At 55.8% G+C, this 20,359-nt stretch carries 15 protein-coding genes and 1 pseudogene; all 16 read right to left on the reverse strand.

Features of this window, described 5'->3' with window-relative positions:
• Nucleotides 1-2 precede the first annotated feature (2 nt).
• Entirely contained in the window at nucleotides 3-3,251 is a 3,249-nt protein-coding gene (recC, locus tag AB7S84_RS04015) for an exodeoxyribonuclease V subunit gamma (RefSeq protein ID WP_428153018.1), read from the reverse strand.
• Between the two features lie 137 nt (nucleotides 3,252-3,388).
• The gene (locus tag AB7S84_RS04020; RefSeq protein ID WP_020876845.1) at nucleotides 3,389-4,246 is read right to left on the reverse strand and encodes a YitT family protein; all 858 of its coding nucleotides are present in this window, start codon (nucleotides 4,244-4,246) and stop codon (nucleotides 3,389-3,391) included.
• 563 nt (nucleotides 4,247-4,809) lie between these two features.
• Complete coding sequence (locus AB7S84_RS04025) at nucleotides 4,810-6,213, reverse strand: NAD(P)(+) transhydrogenase (Re/Si-specific) subunit beta (RefSeq protein ID WP_428153021.1); 1,404 nt, start codon at nucleotides 6,211-6,213, stop codon at nucleotides 4,810-4,812.
• Complete coding sequence (locus AB7S84_RS04030; protein ID WP_020876847.1) at nucleotides 6,210-6,500, reverse strand: NAD(P) transhydrogenase subunit alpha; 291 nt, start codon at nucleotides 6,498-6,500, stop codon at nucleotides 6,210-6,212. Before AB7S84_RS04030 ends, AB7S84_RS04025 begins: the two co-directional genes overlap by 4 nt.
• 52 nt (nucleotides 6,501-6,552) lie before the next feature.
• Nucleotides 6,553-7,671: an NAD(P) transhydrogenase subunit alpha gene (locus AB7S84_RS04035; RefSeq protein ID WP_428153024.1), complete on the reverse strand. Its 1,119-nt coding sequence runs from the start codon at nucleotides 7,669-7,671 to the stop codon at nucleotides 6,553-6,555.
• Between the two features lie 183 nt (nucleotides 7,672-7,854).
• Nucleotides 7,855-9,705: an ATP-dependent zinc metalloprotease FtsH gene (gene ftsH, locus AB7S84_RS04040; RefSeq protein WP_428153026.1), complete on the reverse strand. Its 1,851-nt coding sequence runs from the start codon at nucleotides 9,703-9,705 to the stop codon at nucleotides 7,855-7,857.
• A 475-nt stretch (nucleotides 9,706-10,180) separates the two neighbouring features.
• Complete coding sequence (locus AB7S84_RS04045) at nucleotides 10,181-11,365, reverse strand: thiolase family protein (RefSeq protein ID WP_428153028.1); 1,185 nt, start codon at nucleotides 11,363-11,365, stop codon at nucleotides 10,181-10,183.
• A gap of 29 nt (nucleotides 11,366-11,394) precedes the next feature.
• Nucleotides 11,395-13,800, reverse strand: a complete 2,406-nt coding sequence (locus tag AB7S84_RS04050; RefSeq protein ID WP_428153030.1) for a 3-hydroxyacyl-CoA dehydrogenase/enoyl-CoA hydratase family protein — start codon at nucleotides 13,798-13,800, stop codon at nucleotides 11,395-11,397.
• Between the two features lie 428 nt (nucleotides 13,801-14,228).
• Nucleotides 14,229-14,969 (reverse strand): lysophospholipid acyltransferase family protein, encoded by a 741-nt coding sequence (locus AB7S84_RS04055; protein ID WP_428153032.1) that lies wholly within the window; start codon nucleotides 14,967-14,969, stop codon nucleotides 14,229-14,231.
• A gap of 19 nt (nucleotides 14,970-14,988) precedes the next feature.
• Nucleotides 14,989-15,768: an MlaA family lipoprotein gene (locus AB7S84_RS04060; protein WP_052018569.1), complete on the reverse strand. Its 780-nt coding sequence runs from the start codon at nucleotides 15,766-15,768 to the stop codon at nucleotides 14,989-14,991.
• 63 nt (nucleotides 15,769-15,831) lie between these two features.
• Nucleotides 15,832-16,458, reverse strand: coding sequence for an MlaC/ttg2D family ABC transporter substrate-binding protein (locus AB7S84_RS04065; protein ID WP_052018570.1), 627 nt, complete (start codon nucleotides 16,456-16,458; stop codon nucleotides 15,832-15,834).
• Nucleotides 16,459-16,532: 74 nt separating this feature from the next.
• Nucleotides 16,533-17,000: an outer membrane lipid asymmetry maintenance protein MlaD gene (mlaD, locus tag AB7S84_RS04070; protein WP_020876855.1), complete on the reverse strand. Its 468-nt coding sequence runs from the start codon at nucleotides 16,998-17,000 to the stop codon at nucleotides 16,533-16,535.
• A 15-nt stretch (nucleotides 17,001-17,015) separates the two neighbouring features.
• Nucleotides 17,016-18,227, reverse strand: a complete 1,212-nt coding sequence (locus AB7S84_RS04075; RefSeq protein ID WP_020876856.1) for an ATP-binding cassette domain-containing protein — start codon at nucleotides 18,225-18,227, stop codon at nucleotides 17,016-17,018.
• Nucleotides 18,228-18,235: 8 nt separating this feature from the next.
• Nucleotides 18,236-19,039, reverse strand: coding sequence for an MlaE family ABC transporter permease (locus AB7S84_RS04080; protein ID WP_020876857.1), 804 nt, complete (start codon nucleotides 19,037-19,039; stop codon nucleotides 18,236-18,238).
• Between the two features lie 164 nt (nucleotides 19,040-19,203).
• The gene (locus tag AB7S84_RS04085; RefSeq protein ID WP_020876858.1) at nucleotides 19,204-19,650 is read right to left on the reverse strand and encodes a flavodoxin domain-containing protein; all 447 of its coding nucleotides are present in this window, start codon (nucleotides 19,648-19,650) and stop codon (nucleotides 19,204-19,206) included.
• A 158-nt stretch (nucleotides 19,651-19,808) separates the two neighbouring features.
• Nucleotides 19,809-20,359: pseudogene (locus tag AB7S84_RS04090) on the reverse strand (anaerobic carbon-monoxide dehydrogenase catalytic subunit); the annotation flags it as partial.

Raw genomic sequence — 20,359 nt, forward strand, 5'->3', positions numbered from 1 at the left:
CGTTACCGGATCTCCTGTCTGTGGTCAAAAAGCGGCGCAAAGACCGCGAGGGCTATCTTCTGGAAGGCTTCATCAAAGGGATCGCCGTCGCCGATGCACCGCTGATAATAGATATCTTCGCCTTCGCCGCTGCCATTGTAACCGACCCATGATTTCCGGGCGGCCGCCAGGGCGGTTTCCAGGGGCTTCCCGCGCTCCCGGCGTTGTTCGGCAAAGGCCATGGACGATCGGGGGAAGAACGGCAGGGGCTGTTGAAGGCCTTCCCAATACAGTGTGAGCAGGCGTGCAAGGTGAGCCGCGGCGTTTTCGACAGGTAAAAATTTCCATACCTTGTCTGTTCCGGCGACCACCGACTGCCTGGGATGGGGACCCTCCGCGGCGTTCAGGGCGAGGTGTCGGATCCAGGTGTTCAGCTGGTCTCCTGCCTTCACTGTCGCAAACCGATGCTGCACCCGGCGATCGCCGTGGAATTCGTCAATTCGGCCGGAAAGGCTGAAGCCTTCCAGATCCAGGCGGATGGCCGCGGGCGGTTCGGCGGCCATGCCTACCAGGCCTGAGATTTTTTTGAAAAAGGCCGCCGTTTCCACTGACAGTTCTTCATAGAGGGCTTCACCGACACGCCCATGAGGCAGATCTCCGGCGCTCCGTTTCAAGGCGAACAGAGCTTCGGGCGGTTGTCCCGATAGATGTTTCCGGACCATGTTCTCCGCCAGGATGTAACGATCCAGACCGGCGATGTCGAAAGGCTCCTTTTCCTCGACGGTAATCTCCCGCTCCGCAAGGAATACCCCCAGGCGATGATTCAGAAGATACTTGTGGGGGTTTCCGAAAAAGCGGCAGAGATGTTCTATGTCGACGGTGCGCCAGGTATCGTCGGGTTCCGGAAGCCCTGCAGAAATGAAGGGCGGTAGATGTGAGCGCTCGGCGAGGAGCTTCCGGGCCGTGGTCAGATTGGTTTCGGAATAGCTGAAGAGCCGATTGTCACGATCCGTCGCTTTCGTGAAATAGGCGGGACTGAAGGCTTGAAGCCGATGCCGGGTGATGATGGGCGTGTCGAGGTTCGTCCCGTCGTGAAAAATAAATCCCCGTTCGATAACATCCTGGAGTTCGCTGACGAGGACCGACGGTGGAATGACCCCGTTGTCCCGGATGCTCTGTCCCACATAGCTCACGTAAAGCTTCTCCCGGGCTGAAAGGAGGGTTTCCAGGAAAAGATAGCGATCGTCCTTGCGACGGGAACGGTCCCCGGGCCTCGGGTGCGCAGCCATAAGATCGAAGCCCGGGGTCGGGGTGTTTCGGGGATAGTCGGCGGCGTTCATGCCCATCAGGCCGATGATCCGGAACGGGATGCTTCGCATGGGCAGCATGGCACAGAATGTCACGCCGCCGGTGATAAAGCCGAACCCGAAGGCGTCCCGATCGAGTCGACCGGACAGATAGGCTCGAATCACCTGGATGTCCACGGGGCGCTCGAACAGTGCCCGGTCCGCCGTCCGGCGAAGTTCGGCGACGGCATCCCCGATGAGTTGGGCGTCTCTCTCGGCGGCGGCATCGATTTCGAAAAAAGCATCGAGCACCTCGTTCAGGAAACGTGCCCATTCCGCGGGGGGCCTGGGGATCGACAATTGTTCCGTGTGAGAGAACAATCGGTCCGTGAATTCGAGAAGGCCGCCCAAAGCCGCCGTTTCCGAGCCCTCCATGGGATCGTAGGGGAGAATGTCGGCGAATGTACGTTCATCTTTTCCAGCCATGGCGTATCCCATGAGAAGGCGGTCGAGTCCCGCTCGCCAGGTGTGCTCCGAAATATCGGGCAGTCCCAACTTCGCCCGGCTGGGTCCGTCGACACCCCAGCGTATCCGGACATCCCGGATCCATTGACGGATGCGGTCGACTTCAGCCTCGTCGAGATCGAATTTCCGGTGGATCCAGGGGCGTTCAAGGAGCGCCGTCACGTGTGCCGCATCCATGCGGCCGTCGCCGGGGTCGATCAGATCGAGAAAGGCTTCGATAAGACGACTTTCGCTTCGGATGCCTCGGTCGGCGATGCTGTAAGGAATTCGCTTCGGGTCGCCCGCGGGACGATCGAAGACGGCATGAATGTAAGGGGCATAGGTTTCGATATCCGGCATCATGATGAGAATGTCGCTGGGTCGGAGGGTTTCGTCTGCCGAAAAGAAAGACAGGAGCTGATCGAAAAGCACCTCTATCTCTCTCATGGGGCTGTGGCAGACGTGAAAGGTGATGGATCGGTCCTCGGGAGGGATGCGTTGTCGGGGAGCGTCTTCCGACGGGCGATCGACCCGGTTCAGGATGTCGGATTGGATACAGGCCAGAAGGGTTTCCCGGCCGGGATCCTCGAAGATGTTTACAACCTCCGGATCGAAGGCGATGAGCATGTCGAAGAAATCCCGGCCAAGAATTCCGAGGGAAGCTAACAGGCTGTTCTGTTCGCCGATGTGGAGGTCCGCCTCGGGCACCGCCTTTTCCCGGCCTTTGCGAAGCACCCGACGTTGTTCGCTCTTGGAGAGGGTGTCCCCCCAGTACTCGGCGCAGGGATTCATCAGAAACAGATTGACCTCCCGGTGCAGGGAGAGAATGTCCAGAATTTCCATATGAAAACGCGGCAGACTCGAAATGCCGAAAACCGATATGCGTTCGGGCAGGATTTCCGAGAGAAGGGGGGCGTCGGCGAGAATGTCGGCGAGAGACCTGCCCAAGGCCGCCTGATGGCGGGCTTGCCGGCCTTCGGAAAGTCGCCGCCAGAGGGCCGGTTGCCAACCTTCGCCGCCGCCTGCCTCCCAGTCAAGAATCCAATCCGGACGGAAAATCAGGTATTGATCGTAAAGATCGGCGATCCGTTTGGCGAGTTGAAACCATTTGAGATCTCCGGCGTCGCCGTCAAGGTAATGCCTCAAGGGCGTGAAATCGGGATTTCCCAGTTCGCCGGGGAGCGTCGCCATGATGGCCCATGTCATCACCGGGCGCTCGAAAGGTGAATGTTCGGGCAGACCGGGCAGGAGCGCCCGAAAGATGTCGGAATAGACAAAGGTGTTGGGGAAAGGGAAGGCCATGTTGGCGCAGATGCCGTGACGACGGGCCAGAACCATGGAGAGCCATCGCTCCATGCCGAGGCTCTGGACAACGACGATTTCGGGTGTCAAAGGATCGGCCAAAGGGCGGCGGAGGGTATTCGCCAGGGCCGCCGCCAAGGCTTCCAGGCGGTTGCCGGTGAAAAGACGGAAACGCTTCACGGCGTATGGTTCCCGCTGTCGCGGATGCCGGTTTCGATGCCGTGAATCCGGCGCCGGGGCTCTCTGCCTGTTGCGGTCCTGGAGTCGGTATTCATATGACAAGCCTTCGGGGCGGGCATAGACGGCTTTCCTCCATATCAGTAGATCTTGCGTCCCCCGAAGCTGGAACCGATGACCGTGAAGCTGTTCTCGACGATGAACAGGGCGTTGGGATCAATGTTGAATACCGCCTCCTCGACGCGCTTCATCTGGATATTGTTGGTGATGGCCATCAGAAGCAGCTTGTCCCTGCCGCTGTATACGCCCCGGCCTTTGAGGAAAGTGGCGCCCTGATTGAGATCGTGAATGAGGACCTTTGAAATCTCCTCGTTCTTGTCGCTCACAATGAAGATCACCTTGCGCTGGTTGAACAGCGACAGGATATGCTCCAGGGATACGGAGGTGATGAAGACCAGGATAACCGATGCAATGAAGATATCCGCATTGTAGTAAGTGATGACGAAGCTGAACAGCACGGCGTTGAACATCAGATAGAGCCTGCCGAACCCCATGTTGAACTTCTGGTTGAGGATGACGGCGACGATGTCGAGGCCCCCGCCTGAGCCCAGGGATCTCAGGACGATGCCGCTTCCTGCACCGCAGATGATGCCGCCGGCGACAGCCGCGTAGATCTGCTCCTGGATGCCGAAATCGAGGGTGATCAGCTCGGAGGTGAGGGTGAGCGCCACGACCCCGTATAGGCTGTATAAGAAAAAGCGTCGGCTGATATAAAACCAGCCCACGACAAACAGGGGCAGGTTCAAGAGGAAATACCAGATCCCCGGGCTGAGCCATTCGGTTTTGTAATAGAGCAGGAGGCTCGTGCCGTAGATGCCCCCGGTAATGAAGTTGTGGTGGACAACGATGCCCTTGGCACCCAGAGAGAACAATGTCGAACCCAAGGTGATCAGTAGAAGGTTCCATGCGGGAGAATAGGTGTATTTTTTGAGATTCATGATGAATGATTGTATAGCTGTTAAGATGAGGTGTATTTTATGAAATTTCCGGCGGTATAGCCATCTTGATTCTCGATTGCCGTGTTGATCTTCAGGGTTGCATGAATCCAAAATCTTGCGTTGCTTTTCATTCCTCAATTTATTAAATGCTTAATTATAACAATATATTGGTGTTCAGGTTGCAGGTTTTGCCTGTATCGCCTGTATGGCAATACCCTGAAGACATTCCCCATAGCAGGATATTCCCTTGGCGACAAGTCCCTCATCACGATAATTCCTATGTGCCGATACATGATCCGCGGATCTGACGCGTTCTGCCGAAGCCGACGGGGCGTGTGGCTCTGGCGATTGGCGCTTTTATGCCCTTTCAACTTTTAGTCCCTATCCGGTTGCCCTGATGAAGGGCGCGTCAAATAACGATATTTTTATCATGCGTTGACGTTTGGCGGGTAAAGGGTTTTCAATGGAATTCAGACCGAAGGACCTGGGGATAATGCGGATTGATGACGGCACCTGCGGATATTGAAGTATGGCCGGAGAGGAAATCGGTTTGAGAGTGGATCTCAGCTCTTGAATTCCTCCACCAGGGCTTCGATTGTCGCCTTGGCGTCGCCGAAGATCATGCGGGTGTTGCTTCGGTAGAAGAGGGGGTTGGGAATACCGGCAAAGCCGGATGCCATGGACCGCTTCAGTACGAAAACGTTTCTCGCTTTGTCGGCGTCGATGATGGGCATGCCGTAAATGGGGCTGCCTTCGTCCTCCCGCGCTGCCGGGTTCACCACGTCGTTGGCGCCGATGACGATGCAGACGTCGACGGTGTCTATGGTCTGATTGATGTCGTCCATCTCCACCAGTTTGTCGTAAGGCACGTTCGCCTCGGCCAGGAGCACGTTCATATGGCCCGGCATGCGGCCGGCCACCGGATGGATGGCGAAGGAGACCTCCGCGCCGTTGGCCTCGATGAGGTCCGCCAATTCCCGGACGACGTGCTGGGCCTGGGCCACGGCCATGCCGTAGCCGGGAACGAACACCACCGATGAGGCCGCCTCGAGGACATAGTAGGCATCCTGAGGTGAAGTGGACTGGGCGGTACCCTCGGCGCCCCCGGCGCCCCCGGCAGCCTCGTGGGAGCCGAATCCGCTGAAGAGGACGTTGGTGAGGGACCGGTTCATGGCTTTGCACATGATGTTCGTGAGAATCAGTCCGCTCGCGCCCACCAGTCCTCCCGCCACGATGAGGATATTGTTGCCGATGGCGAAACCGGCCGCACAGGCGGCCAGCCCCGAATAGGAATTGAGCAGGGAGATCACGACGGGCATATCGGCGCCGCCGATGGGGATCACAGTGACGATCCCGATGACGAGGGAAAGGATGACCGCAGTCGGCACATAGACCGCCGAGATGCTCGGATAAAAGCTGCCGCAGAAGAGCACCCCCACCCCCAGGGTGATGACGAAGAGTCCTCCGTTGATGATCTGCTGACCGGAAAACAGGATCGGCCGAGAGGGAATGTTTCCGCTCAGTTTCCCCCACGCCACGACGGACCCGGTGAAGGTCATGCCCCCGATGAGAACCGCCAGAAAGACGGAAACCAGAATGAAGACGACGGTCTGATCAGGATGGGCATGAAATTCGGACCAGCCAACGAGCATGCTCGCCAATCCGCCGCCTCCGTTGAAAAGCGCTACCATTTCAGGCATTCCGGTCATCTTTACCTTGAGGGCCGCCAGGACGCCGACGGCCGCTCCGATCGCCACGCCGACGGCGATCCACTTGAAGTCCAGTCCAGCCCGGATCAGGGTGAAGATCACGGCGATAAACATCCCTGTCGCCGACACCAGGTTGCCCCGTCGTGCGGTTTCCGGAGAACTCAACATCTTGAGACCGAAGATGAACAGCATTGCCGAGAGAATGTAGGCCAGGGATGTGACGATCAGCATTGTTTCATTCGCAGTCGTTGGGGTCATCGGGAACCGTCCTTTTTCCTGAACATGGCGAGCATTCGGTTGGTGACGACATAGCCGCCAACGACGTTGATGGTGGCGAAGATGACCGCAAGGATTCCGAGTACGTGGCTGAATCCCCCTCCTGTGTCGGATAGATTCACCGCTGTAATCGCGCCGATCAGGGTGATGCCGGAGATGGCGTTAGCCCCCGACATGAGGGGGGTGTGGAGGGTCGACGGAACCCTGGAAATCAGTTCAAACCCTAGAAACACGGTCAACATGAACACGAAAAGCATATCGAATGACATGGCATATCCTCTCGATTGATGTTGGGACGACGGCGGACGGCCGTATCGGGGATCACTCAGGGCGCTTCGACAACACGGCACCGTCCCGCGTCGCGAGGCAGGCATCGATGATCTTGTTTCCGGCATCGAGTCGGATTGTCTTGGCGTCGGCATCCCAGAATTCCTGGACCAGATGAAAGACGTTCATGGCGTACATGGTGCTCGCATCCACCGGCACCCTGCCGGGAAGATTGGCATGCCCCAGGATGATGACGCCCTTCTCGTCGACCTCGGCATCTTTCCGGGAACCCTCAACGTTGCCGCCGCTCTCGACCGCCATATCCACCACCACGGTGCCCGGGCGCATGGCCGCCACCATATCGGCGGTAATGATGCGGGGTGCCGGGCGTCCGAAAACCTGGGCCGTTGTGATGATCATGTCCGACTGAGCGCAGACTTTGGTCATGCCTTCCCGCTGCATCCGGAGTTGCTCCGGGGTCAGCTCTTTTGCGTAGCCGTCCTGGGTCTGTCCGGTTTCTCCGATATCGATTTTGACGAATTTGGCGCCGAGGGACTTGACCTGCTCCTCGACAACCGGACGGGTATCAAAGGCGGATACGCGGGCACCAAGCCTTCGGGCCGTTGCGATGGCCTGGAGTCCGGCCACTCCGACGCCGATCACCAGAACGGCCATGGGCTTGATGGTGCCCGCGGGGGTGGTCATCATCGGCATGATTCTGGCGGACCGGGCTGCGCCGAGAATGACCGCGACGTAACCCCCGAGGTTGGCCTGGGAACTCAAGGCATCCATTTTCTGGGCGTAGGTCGATCTCGGGATCATCTGCATGCTGACGGCCGTGATTCCCTGGGCCGCCATGCGGGCTATCCGCTCGGTTTCGCTGAAAGGATCGAGAAAACTGATGTGGAGGGTTCCCGCGGGGATGGCGGAGATCTCTTCATCCGAGGGCGCCCTGAGACGTGCCAGAACCTGACAGACCTCCGGGACGGTCCCCGGATCGGCCGGCTCGGCTCCGGCTTCCTGGAAGGCACCGTCAGCCAGGCCCATATGTTCACCGATCCCCCGCTCCACGACGACTTCGATGCCGATCCTGCGATATCTGTCGATCATGGAAGGCATCACCGCTATGCGGGGCTCACCGAAACGGCGCTCAGAGACAAAACCGATCTTCACTATACCCTCCTCGGGTTGCATCGTCGATAAATGGAACAGGAAAGCAGCCGTACGGTCTGAGGGGGCAACCGTTTTCGAACTGCGGCCTTCCAGGCAGGCGGCATCCTTTACATTAAATCGAGATTATTTACCCGAAAAAATGATACGCACCGCCGGATCTGTCAAGAAAATTTTAAATGGCTTTCAGGATTCATGGATTGCCTGTTTTTCAGAAGAGGGTTGATCGGGAGCTGCCGCATGCCGAAGGATGAGGGCCTCGAAGGCGGCATTGTCCAGCACCTCTTTTTCAAGAAGTGTTTCGGCAATGGTCACCAGGGTCTCCTTGTGCGCCGTCAGCAATCCGGTGACGTGCTTTTCACGCCGGGTAAGGATATCCTTGACCTCGGCATCCAGTTTTGCAGCGGTTTCCTCGCTGTAATCCCGGCTTCTCATGCCGGTTTGATCGTTGCCGAGAAAGATCGGCGTCTGGCGACGGGGATAGGTGGACAGGCCGAGGGTCTCTCCCATGCCGTATTCCGAGATCATGGCACGAGCGATATCCGTTGCCCGCTGCAGGTCGTTTCCGGCTCCGGTGGTCACGTCTTCGAACACCATCTTTTCGGCCACCCGGCCCCCCAGAAGGACGTCGATTTTGCCCAGAAGCTCTTCACGGCTCATGAGGTAGCGGTCCTCGGTGGGGCGCTGTTGGGTGTATCCCAGGGCGGCAACCCCTCGGGGGATGATGGAAATCTTGTGAACTTTGTCGGCGCCGGGCGTGAAGGCCGCCACCAGGGCATGCCCGGTTTCGTGATAGGCGACGATTTTCTTTTCTTTGGGATTGATAACCCTGTTTTTCTTTTCCAGTCCGCCGATGAGACGATCGGCAGCCTCATCCAGTTCCGTCATACCGACGCTTTTTTTCCGTTTTCGGGCTGCGAGAAGAGCGGCTTCGTTGATGACGTTGGCCAAATCCGCACCTGTGAATCCGGCGGTTTTCTGGGCGAGCACATGGAGGTCCACCTCCTCGGCCAGTTTGATTTTTCGAGCGTGTATCTTGAGGATGGCTTCCCTCCCGTTGACGTCGGGCCGGTCCACCAGGACCTGGCGATCGAACCGGCCCGACCGCAGAAGCGCCGGGTCAAGAACCTCGGGGCGGTTGGTGGCCGCCATAATCACAACGCCCTTGCGCGTGTCGAACCCGTCCATTTCCACCAGGAGTTGGTTGAGGGTTTGCTCCCGTTCGTCATGGCCGCCGAACCCTCCGATACCCCTGGCCTTGCCGATGGCGTCCAATTCGTCGATAAAGATGATGCACGGGGCCTTTTCCCGGGCCTGGATGAAAAGGTCTCTCACCCGGGCGGCCCCCATGCCCACGAACATCTCGACGAAATCCGATCCGCTGATGGAGAAGAACGGGACCCCGGCTTCTCCGGCAACGGCTCGTGAAATCAATGTTTTGCCTGTTCCCGGCGGACCGACCAGCAGAACACCTTTGGGCATCTGGCCCCCCAGTTCCTGATAGATGTGGGGCTCTCTGAGATAGGAGACGATCTCCTGCAACTCTTCCTTGGCTTCATCTGCTCCGGCCACGTCGGCGAAGCGTGTCTCTACATCCTTTTCCCCCACCAGCTTGGCCTTGTTCTTGCCGAAAGTCATCATTCCGGCCTGGGACATCTGCATTTTCCGCATCATGAAAAACCAGATGAGATAGAACAGAAAAATGGGCACCACCCAGGAAAGAAGGGTTTTCAGGAAGGTGTTCTCGACCTCTCCCCTGAACTCCACCTGATGCTGCTCCAAGGTCCGGGAGAGGTCCGTGTCGACCCGCACCGTAACGAAGACCTCGGGATTTCCGCTTTCATCCAGCATGCGCCCCTTGATCTGCTCCTTTCCGACGGCGATCTCTTTGACCCGGTTGTCGTTGACGGCCTGGAGAAATTCGCTGTAAGGGATAACCTTGGGTTTAAATTGTCCGAAAATCAAGTTCTGAAGGATGAGAACGCCCCAGAACGCCAGGATCAGGTAGTAGAAGTTGAATCGGGTGTTTTTTTCCATGACCGGCTCTTTTTAATTCAGGAAATATGGCGACGCAGTCTGATTCGCGCCGATGCAGCGATGCTTGAATGCTGAACTCAACTTTTGACTTTCATAGACCGGTGCCGGGAAGATACGGCCCGCGCCCGACGCGGTTTCGTTCAAGCGCCGCTGAAGGGGCGCGGGCCGTATCCTCCCGGCACCTCTTTCCGGTCACCGCATGAAAGTCGAAAGTTGAGTGCTAAAATAAAACTGTTTTATGGGAAAAATCAATAGAAAATCCAAAGTCGCCGACTTCGCAAAAAGTCAGAATTTATAGTTATAGCTACATGGTATTGGAGTTGTCCAAGCGTATAAACACTATATGCTGTGTCAATATGTCGTTCAAGCGACTTTTTGCGGATGCATCAAAGTGGGAATATCAAAAACAGAGAGGGTAGGGGATTCGGAGGGGGAGTGGCGCCCCCTCCGATGCAATTACGGGCAAGGAATAGGGTCAGTCGCACAGCTCGAACAGGGCCGCGGCGCCCATGCCGCCGCCGACGCACATGGATTCCACGCCGTATTTGACGCCCCGTTCCTTCATACGGTGGACCAGTTGTGCGCAGAGCTTGGCGCCGGTGCAGCCCAGCGGGTGCCCCAGTGCGATGGCGCCCCCGTAGACATTGATGCGGTCCATGTATTTATCGAGCCCCAACTCCCGGATACAATAGAGGGCCTGGGAGGCGAAGGCCTCGTTGATTTCCCACAAGCCGATGTCCTCGATGGAAAGTCCTGCCAGATCCAGGAGTTTGGGAATGGCGTACCGGGGGCCAACACCCATCTCGTCGGCGCGGCATCCCACGGTGGTGTAGTGTTTGAGCCTGGCGATAGGGGTGATGCCGAGTTTGTTCACCATCTCACCGCTCATGAGGACCGTTGCCGCGGCACCGTCCGTCATTTGAGACGAGTTTCCGGCGGTCACCGAGCCGTTGGCGCGAAAGACCGGATACAGCTTACCCAGGCCTTCCAGGGTGGTGGCCGGCCGGATGCCGTCATCGAAATCCTGGAGGAAGGTTTCCTTTGCAAAGATTCCGTTGTTCCGTTTAACGAATTTAACGGCCGGCGTGGGAACGATCTCTTTGAACAATTTTCCTTCGAGGGCTTTCGACGCTTTCATCTGGGATTGGTGTGCGAATTCGTCCTGGTCCTTCCGGGAAATCCCGTAGCGGGAGGCCACATTCTCCGCAGTGATGCCCATGGAGACATAGAGCTCGGGATGTTCCCTTGAATAGTCGGCATCGGGGCGGGGCAGGTTGCCGGGCATGGGGACAAAGGTCATGGACTCCACGCCGCCGCCGAGGGTGATGTCGGACCAGCCCGCCATGATGCGCATGGCGCACAGGGCGATGGCCTCCAGACCCGAGGCGCAGAATCGGTTGACGGTCGCACCGCCGACCTTCTCGGGAAACCCCGCGATCTGTGCGGCGATTCGGCCGATGTTAAGCCCCTGCTCCGCCTCGGGAAAGGCGCAGCCGATCATGACGTCGTCCACCATTCCGACGTCAAGGCCCGGCGTCTTTTCAACGACGGTTCTCAGGATAAACGAGAGCAATTCCTCGGGCCGGGTATCTTTAAAGCCCCCCTTGTTGCGCCTGCAGCCGGGGGTCCTGATGGCTGTCACGATATATGCATCTCTCATGGTTGAGTTCCTCCTTGGGTTTTAACATCTTAATTTCGCAAGGGCTTTCCGGTTTTCAGCATATGGTCGACCCGGGCTGCGGTTTTGTCGTTTTTCCAGAAATCCACGAAAGCGTCCCGTTCGAGTTTGAGCAGCAACTCTTCATCGACACGGCTGTCCTTCCTGACGTCGCCGCCGGAGATGACATGGGCGATTCTTCGGGCCAAAAGTACGTCGTATTCACTCACGAATCCACCACTCTGCAGGTTGAAGAGTTCCGCATGGACCATGCCCTGGGCCGCCTGACCGGGCACCGGAATTTTTCGTTTGACGGGTGGAGCGTACCCTTCGTCGACCATTCGCAGCACCTCTTTCTTAGCCTCGCCGATCTGGTGGTCCCGGTTGAAGACAATGCGGTCGTTGGGGCCCAGAAACCCGATATTCCGGGCATCTGCCGCCGACGAAGAGACTTTTGCCATGGCAATAGCCTGGAAGACCGGCAAAAAATAGGTTGTCAGGTCCGCGCCGGTTACGGCGTCGGGAATCGAGGCGACAATTTTTTTCCAGAAATTGGTGCATCCGCCGCCGGCGGGAAGAAGTCCGACCCCGATCTCCACGAGGCCCATGTAGAGTTCCGCGTGGGCAACGATCCGGTCGGCCGCGAGACAGACCTCGCATCCGCCCCCCAATGTCAGGCCGAAGGGGGCGGCCACTACCGGAAAAGCGGCATACCGCGCGCGCTGAAGACCGTCTTGAGCCTTCTTGAGAAATGTGTCGATCTCGTCGTATTTACCGGCCTGGGCCAGGCCGGCCATGTAAAAGAGATCCCCGCCGGCCGAAAAGGCACCAGGCATGCCGCCGGCCTGATTACCGATCACGAGGCCGACGCCGTGGGTGTCCACATGGTCCAGCGCCCCACTGATGAAGTCGACGATCTCCGCGTTGATGGCGTTCATCTTGGAATGGAATTCACAGCAGAAGACGCCGTCTCCAAGATCCACGAGGGAAGCGGATCTGCAGGTATCCACGGTTTTGCCGCCGGCCTTGAGGGTCGCAAGAGAGATGACGTTGTCGGAGACGGCTACGGGCTGGTAGTCACCTGATGCAAAATCGTAGAAGTATCTTTTTCCGTTGTCCGTTCGGTAGAAGGTCTCATAACCTTGTTCCAGCATTTTCCGAATGTTTTCCGGCACCGGTATGCCGTCGGCGTCCATTTTTTCCACGGATCTTCTGATGCCGATGGCTTCCCATGTTTCAAAGGGGCCCATTTCAAAATTATAGCCCCATTTCATGGCGTTGTCGATTTCGACGATGGTGTCGGAGATCTCGGGGACACGGTTGGCGGCGTAGATCAGTGCCCAGGCCATGGCTTTCCAGGCGAATCGGGCGCCGCGGTCGTCACCGTAAAGGACGGCCTTCATTTTTTCCGGCAGGGTTTTGGCTTTTTTTGCTGCCACAAGACAAGGGAAATCGGGATTTTCGTATTCTTCATACTCGAGGGTGTCGATGTTGATGACCTTTCGGACCTTTTTCCATTCCGGCGTCACCTCGGTCTTGTAAAAACCGCTCTTGGCTTTCTTGCCGAGGAATTTCCTGTCGATCATGTGGGTTACGAATTCCGGAACCTTGAAGGCTTCCCGCTGCTCGTCTTCGGGTACCAGATCATAGGTATTTTGGGCGACGTGATACATGGTGTCGAGTCCCACGAGATCGGTGGTTTTGAACATGGCGGTTTTGGGTCGTCCCAGTGCCGGGCCAAACAATGCGTCGATCTCGGGTATCGTAAGACCGTCTTCAACCATGAACTGCATGGTTTTGACGATGCCGTGGACACCGATGCGATTGCCGACGAAGTTGGGGGTGTCCTTGGCCCAGACGATCCCTTTTCCCAGCGTACGTTCGCCGAAATCAGCTATGAATTCAAGGATATCGGGTAGAGTCTCTTCACCTGGAATGATCTCGAGCAGCTTCATGTAACGGACTGGATTGAAGAAATGAGTGCCCAGAAAATGTTGCTTGAATGCCGTGCCGAGACCCTCGGTCATTTTTTTCAAGGGGATGCCGGATGTATTGGACGAAACAATGGCGTTCGATTTTCTGACGGGTTCAATGCGTTGAAAAAGGGCCTGCTTGATCTTCAGATTTTCAACGACGACCTCGACGATCCAATCGCACTCTTTCAGTTGATCGAAATCGTCTTCGAGGTTGCCGATGGTGATCCGATCGACGTCTTTGGGTTGCATCAAAAGGGCGGGGCGGGATTTGACGAGGGCATCGAAACCGGCTTTCACGATGCGGTTTCGGGCTGCGGGATCCTTTTTTTCCGTTTCATCGAGATCAAAGGGGACGATATCCAGCAACAGGGTTTTCAGTCCGGCGCCGGCCAGGAGTGCTGCAATTCCGCCGCCCATGACGCCGGAGCCGATAACGGCTGCTTTTTTGATTTTTCTGACCATGTTGACCTCCTGAGTCGAGAGTTCTTTTCATTAATGAATGAATATTCATTCATTTATCAGAGGGAAGATCCGCATGTCAAGCAAAACTATTCGAAAGCGGATCGGTGTCTTAATTCTATAAAATAAAAATGTTATTGATATCATTCAAACGAATGAATCGATTCGGTCCGGATAACCTCACGTGACTGTCAATTCGACAGCGAATGAATTTTCATTTCAGATTTTGAAGAGGCCGGAAGAGAAGAACTGCCTGTTTAAACAAAATATAATCGTATTTCGGGTGTCAGAAGTGCCATAAGATGCCGAATAGGAATTCAGGCAGAAATGAATGATCGTTCAATATCGATTCTGGTGATATCCGGCTGGTATGGACGACCTCTGAAGCTAACGGTCTCGGTTTTTTCGAGACGAATTCGATTCGGATCGCCTTATAAAGATTTCGCCAATGGCGCCTTCACGATGTCGCGGACTTTCTCCACGAGGATATCCAGGTTCTCTTCGTGGTATTCACGGGTATCCACCGGCGGATGAATGATGAGGTCGGCTCTTCCGGGGAAGATGTCCAGGGTATCGGGCGGCAAAATAGATCGCGTGCCGCGGATCGTGATGGGAAGGATGGGGAGACCGAGGTCCAGGGCCATTTTGAAGGCACCCTTTTTGAAGGGACCGAGGTGGCCGCTTCGGCTCCGGGTGCCTTCCGGAAAGAAAAGGATCGATGTCCCGTCGACAATCCGTTTTTTAGCGGCGTTGATGGTCTGGATGGCGGCAGCCCGGTCAGACCGATCGATGAAGATGTGCCCCAATTTTTCACATGACACTCCGATGAAGGGTATTCTTCTCAGTTCGATCTTCATCACCCATTTGAAGTCTATGCCCAGCCAACCGTAAAGCACAAATATGTCATATTGACTCTGGTGGTTGGAAATAACGACGTAGGACTGATGCTTGTCGATGAACCTCCGACCGGTGACGCGGACGAACATGGGGGTAATCCCGGCATTTATTCTGGCCCAGGTGGCGCCGCACAGATAGCTGGAGATCCGGGGCTTGAGAAAGGAGGACAGGACTACGGCCAGACCCCCGAAAAAGATGGTGGTCACCACAAAAACCGGAGACAGAATCAACCATTTATAGGGTTGATAGAGAATTCGCCGGAGCTTCTTCATCATGTGGCTGTCGGCACCACGATCATTTTTTGAGTTCTTTTTCACGATATTGGAGATAGATTCCTTTGAGGGATTCGTATGGATCCACCGCCGCCTCTTTTATCGATTCATAATCTCCAATGTTCAAGGAAAGCCGGTTTACCTGTTCATGACCGTTCAGGTAAGGGGATGCGTCCGGCGTCATCACGGTAACGGGATCGATGAACATATCGCCGACCCTTCCAAAGGTATCCCTCAACGTCGACGGGCCAAGAATGGGCCACACCAGGTAGAAGCCGTGGGGGATTCCGTAAGAGCCGAAGGTCTGCCCTAAATCCTCGTCGGGGGGCTCCGAAAGATTGGGTTCGAGATCCGCCGCGTTCCAAAACCCCAGACCACCGAAAACGGTATTGACCATGAACCGCCCCAATTCCACGCCGGCCCGGTCTGTCTTGCCCTGGAGCAGGCAGTTGACGAACCGTATCGGCATCTTGAGATTGACGTAAAAATTCCGAATGCCGGTTCTAAAGGGTCTGGGCAGCACCGACCGATAAATTTCGGCAACGGGCTTCAGGCCCCAGAAATAGAGCTTGTCGTTGAAATGAAAAAAGCCCTTGTTTAAATAATAGAGAGGATCTGCAATCTGGGGCATGGGTTCTTCATCCTCTTCCAGTGCCTCCGCCACGGCAAAAGCTTCGTCTTCGGCCGAAAGCGTTTGGATCTGCTGAGGAACTTCCTGCGCCGGCGCGCTCGTGACAACAAAAAATAGGCCCGCCAGCGTGATCATCACCCAAAACCACCTGGTCTGTCTTTTTGATTCCATGTGCATTCCGTCGGCTTAAGGTTTTCCAGTATCGCGGTGCAGGAGGCTTCCGAGCTCGACGTTCTATGCGCTCGGTTTTCCGCTTTTTTTCTCCTCCCGGGTTGTCTCCCGGATTCGCTCGATGAGCGCATCCGGAGATTCCTTGGCGAGAATGCTCTTGAACTGGGTCCGGTAGTTCTTGATGAGGCTGATGCCTTCGATGTTGATATCGTAAATCCGCCATTTCCCATGACTGAAAACGACCTTGTAGTCCATGGGAATTTCGGTGTCCTGGCGAAGGATTTTGCTTCTGACGACGGCCTTTTTTTCGGTAAGAAGGTCTTCTCCGAGGAAAACGACCCGCTCGTCTTGAAACTGACCTTGAATCTTGTTGAGATAATTGGTTTTGAGAAGTTCCGTAAAGGCCTCGGTAAAATCCTTTTGCTGTCTGGCGTTGAAAGCCTTCCAATCCCGGGCCAGCGCCATCATTGAAATGATCCTGAAGTCGAAAATATCCCGAACGATCTCCCAGATTTTTTCCCGCTGTTCATCTCGCTTTGACGCGACGGCATACTGAGGATCTTTCAACAGGGCGATCCCATTTTCAATGGGTTCCCTGATATCGTCCAAGGGTTTTGTCTGAGCGCCGTAAACCGGCATCTGAATGTTTAAAAGCAAAATAATGACAATCGCGATCGCTCTGATCATCATTTCCTCCCTTCCTGATGGGGTTTCAAACGTCTCTATCCGGCCACCATAACGAAAGCCGGAAATTGAATCCAAACCTATTCCTGGCCGGTGGATGATGAAACCCCGCCAAAAACGTATTTGCCGATCAGATCTTCGATATCGATGGGGGATTCGGTTTCGATGATCATTCCGCCCGGCGGAATGATGTCGTCCGAACCGCCCGGCGACATTCTAATATATTTGTCTCCGATGAGTCCAGAGGTTTTGACGGAGGCGATGACATCGTCGGAAAGCCGGACTTCGTCCTTGATCTTCATCCGGACAAGCGCCTCCATCCGGTCGAGATCAAGGCTGATGTTGTCCACCTTGCCGATCTCCACGCCGGAGATTACCACCTCGGCGCCTTCCTTCAGGCCGGCAACCGATTGGAAGCGGGCATTGACCGTATAATAGTCGCTGCCGATCCATTCCATTTTTCCCAACTTGACGGTGAGATATCCCACGCACATGATGCCGATGACGAAAAAGATCCCCACGGCGGTTTCAACGGTTCCTTTTTTCATATTGCCTCCATGGCGCTAGCAGACCTTGAATTCGTAAAAGATGTTTTTCGCCGATTCCGCCACAGCAATGAGTTTTGCGATGGGTTTGTCCATCTCCGCCTCCGCCATTCCGGCGCTCACGGAAAAGCAGAACCCCGGGTAGGCCTGAATCTCCATATGGCCTTCCGATCTGAATTTTTCAGCCATCCGTCGACAGAGTTCTTCGGCCTCATCTTTGCGGGTTCGGGGCAGGATCAGGAGGATCTTGTTCATGCCTAGCCTCGAGCAGATATCCGTGATTCTCAGGGACTGCTGAACCCGGCTGGCAAACTGTTTGAAAGCCGTCTGCCGGGCCTCGTATCCACCCATCTTTTTCACCATATCCAGGTTGTCGATCGTCAATATGACAATAGTGAAGGTGGTGTTGTCGTTCCGCATGCGGGCCATCTCCTCCTGGTAGCGGCGTTCTCCCTGGGGTTGGGGCGTCAGGCCTGTCAAACCGTCGCGACGGCTCTCCTGTCCCTGGATGAACTGCTGGATAAGGGGATTGTCGGAGGATTGCATCTCCTCCAGACTGCCTTCAAAAATGATTCTACCTTCGTCGAGCATGGCAATACGCTGGGAAATGTAGAAAATATCCGGAATTTCGTGGCTGACGATAACGCCGGTGAACCCAAATCGATGCTGGTAATCGGATATCATGCTGTGAACCGCGTTTTTGCGGATGGGGTCGAGGCCGGTTGTGGGCTCGTCAAAGAGAATGATCTCGGGCTCAGTGACGAGCGCGCGGGCCAGGGCCACCCGTTTCTTCATACCCCCGGACAGCTGGGAAGGGTAGTCCCGATCGATGTCGTCAAGGTCCAGCTGATGCATCTTATTCCGCACCCGTTCCCGAATCTCTTTTTTGGGCATACGGGTTTTCTCCTTGAGGGGCAGGGCGATATTTTCAAAAACGGTCATGGAATCGAAAAGAGCGGTTGCCTGGAACATGTAGCTGAATTTTTTTTTCAGGGCGTTCCGTTCACCCTTTTTCATTCGGGATATCGACTTTCCTTCGTAAAGGATGGTTCCCCGGTCCTGTTCGATGAGGCCGATGATGTGCTTCAGAAGAACACTTTTGCCCTCGCCGCTTTTGCCGATGATGGAGGTGATCTCCCCTTTGAAGATGCTCAAGGAGACGCCGTTCAGGACGACGTTGTCGCCGAATGCCTTATAGACGTCCTGCAATTGAATCAGAGGCTGTACCATAGGTGGTCCTACATCAGGAATGAGGTTAGCACGTAATCGGTGGCCAGAATCAGAACCGATGAGATGACGACGGCGGAAGTCGTGGCGAAACCGACCCCTTTTGCACCGAATCCCTCTTTACGGGTATGGGTATAGTACCCCTGGAAACAGCAGATCGTAATGACCACCGCCCCGAAGACGACGGCCTTGATGAATCCGCCGTTGATGTCCACCATCTGGACGCTGTATTCCACCCGATAGAAATAAATGCCCGGACTGATGCCCAGAAGGAGCGAACCGGTCAGGTATCCACCGAAGATACCGACGGCGTCGAAAATCGCAGTAAGAAGGGGAAAACAGACGAGGGCGGCTGCAAGTCTCGGGCTGTAGAGGAACCGGATGGAGTTGATGCCCATAGTCTCCAAAGCGTCGATCTGTTCGGAGATGCGCATGATGCCGATCTCCGCCGCCATGGCGGAGCCGGCTCTCCCGGTGATCATGATGGCCGTCAGAACCGGTCCCAGCTCCCGGATGAGGGTGAGGGCCACCATGGTGCCCAGGATGCCCTCCGATCCGAATTTGACGAGGGTATAGTAGCCTTGAAATCCCAGCACCATTCCAGTGAAGGCGCCTGTCAGACAGATGACGAGAACCGACTTCATGCCGATGAAATAAAGCTGATCAAGGAATTTTGAGAACTGAATCGGAAATGAAAAGATATGGAGGATGCCCCGGAAAAAGAAGATCCCGAGCCGGCCCAACTCCTGGACGATAAAGATGATTTTGGCACCGATCGTGGTGAGCGATGTGGTCAGCATCGAAAGCCGGTTCATAGGAACAATCCTAAATTTTTAGAATGAAATGGGAAAATTCGATTTTTGAGCCATGAGATATAATCGAGCGGCGTGGGTGTGTCAAGAAACATTTCCCCCATAACACAACGACCGGGGCATTGCCCCGGTCGTTGTCGGATACTTAAGGAAAGCCGGCGAGGCCGTCAGGAGGGGAGTTTCGATCCCACCGCTTTTCCGTAGTCCTGGCAGGCTTTCATGCCGTCGGACGTTTCGATCGCCGCCTCTTTCAGGCTCAATGCCCCCAGATCCGTCATGTCCATCTTGTAGACAAATTCCATGGTATCGTAAATCATGGGTGCGGACTCGCCGCTGTGCGTGTAGGAACCGAATGCACCGCCCATCTTTCCGGTGAGATTCAGGTTTTCGGCGAGAAAAAGAAAGGTTTTCATGCCGGCGGTCATATCCCTGTGGTAGGTCGGGCAGCCGAACACGTATGCGTCGTACTGATTCAGTTCCTCCGGTTTCTTGAATTCGGAGATTTTTTTGACGTCAGCGGTATGGCCCAGCATGCGAACGCCTTCCGCAATAAACTCAGCCATTTTCTGGGTTTTCCCCGTTCTGCTTGCATAAGCAACCAACACTTTTTTCATGAGGCGATCTTCCTTTTCTGTGAGGTGTTTCGGATTGAATCAAAAGTATCGAAATCTCGACTGCCGATGTCGCAGTAATGGCCGTTCCTGCGGGGACAGGCCTGAAAAAAGGGGGCTCGATCATCGAGCCCCCTCGGGTCGGTGTTCAGATCAGGCGGTTATGCTTCCAGTTTCTGGCGATCGGCAAAGTCCATCATGACGCGTTCCCGAGCCTTGTCGATGCCCAGGGCCTTGCGCTTCTTGTCGATGTGGGCGATCATCAACCGGGCCATTTCGTAAGGATCCGGGGTGAAGCCCCATTTGCCGAGGCCATAGTTTTCCTCCAGACCGTCGAAAAGGAGCTTGTGGAATTTGGTATTCTCGACAATCGGGAAGGTGACGCCGAAGACCGTGTAAACGCCTGAACTGACGAAATAGTGGCCGATGCTGATGGCTTTTTCGCTCATCCACTCCGGCGCGGCGCCTGCTACGGGCAGATCGGAAATGCTGTCGCCCAATCCCCCGGTTTTCACCATTTCGGCACAGGCGATGAGAATGCGGCTGTTGTCCACACATGAGCCCAGCCCGAGGACCGGCGGCATGCCGACGGTTTCACAGACCTCGCTCAGACCCGGACCCGCAAGGTGAGCAGCTTCGGGGGTCAGCAGCCCGGCCTTGGCCAGAGAGATCTGGGAGCACCCGGTCTGAACGACGAGAACGTCGTTTCGGA

Origin of the sequence: Desulfococcus sp. (assembly GCF_050178255.1) — a bacterium.
GTDB lineage: Bacteria > Desulfobacterota > Desulfobacteria > Desulfobacterales > Desulfococcaceae > Desulfococcus > Desulfococcus multivorans.

Bases quoted from the DNA above. Each gene is read 5' to 3' on its own strand.
- AB7S84_RS04075 (WP_020876856.1), bottom strand. From the start codon at position 18,227: ATGGTACAGCCTCTGATTCAATTGCAGGACGTCTATAAGGCATTCGGC.
- mlaD (WP_020876855.1), bottom strand. From the start codon at position 17,000: ATGAAAAAAGGAACCGTTGAAACCGCCGTGGGGATCTTTTTCGTCATC.
- AB7S84_RS04050 (WP_428153030.1), bottom strand. From the start codon at position 13,800: ATGGTCAGAAAAATCAAAAAAGCAGCCGTTATCGGCTCCGGCGTCATG.
- ftsH (WP_428153026.1), bottom strand. From the start codon at position 9,705: ATGGAAAAAAACACCCGATTCAACTTCTACTACCTGATCCTGGCGTTC.
- AB7S84_RS04025 (WP_428153021.1), bottom strand. From the start codon at position 6,213: ATGACCCCAACGACTGCGAATGAAACAATGCTGATCGTCACATCCCTG.
- AB7S84_RS04055 (WP_428153032.1), bottom strand. From the start codon at position 14,969: ATGATGAAGAAGCTCCGGCGAATTCTCTATCAACCCTATAAATGGTTG.
- AB7S84_RS04060 (WP_052018569.1), bottom strand. From the start codon at position 15,768: ATGGAATCAAAAAGACAGACCAGGTGGTTTTGGGTGATGATCACGCTG.
- AB7S84_RS04080 (WP_020876857.1), bottom strand. From the start codon at position 19,039: ATGAACCGGCTTTCGATGCTGACCACATCGCTCACCACGATCGGTGCC.
- AB7S84_RS04085 (WP_020876858.1), bottom strand. From the start codon at position 19,650: ATGAAAAAAGTGTTGGTTGCTTATGCAAGCAGAACGGGGAAAACCCAG.
- AB7S84_RS04065 (WP_052018570.1), bottom strand. From the start codon at position 16,458: ATGATGATCAGAGCGATCGCGATTGTCATTATTTTGCTTTTAAACATT.
- AB7S84_RS04045 (WP_428153028.1), bottom strand. From the start codon at position 11,365: ATGAGAGATGCATATATCGTGACAGCCATCAGGACCCCCGGCTGCAGG.
- AB7S84_RS04030 (WP_020876847.1), bottom strand. From the start codon at position 6,500: ATGTCATTCGATATGCTTTTCGTGTTCATGTTGACCGTGTTTCTAGGG.
- AB7S84_RS04020 (WP_020876845.1), bottom strand. From the start codon at position 4,246: ATGAATCTCAAAAAATACACCTATTCTCCCGCATGGAACCTTCTACTG.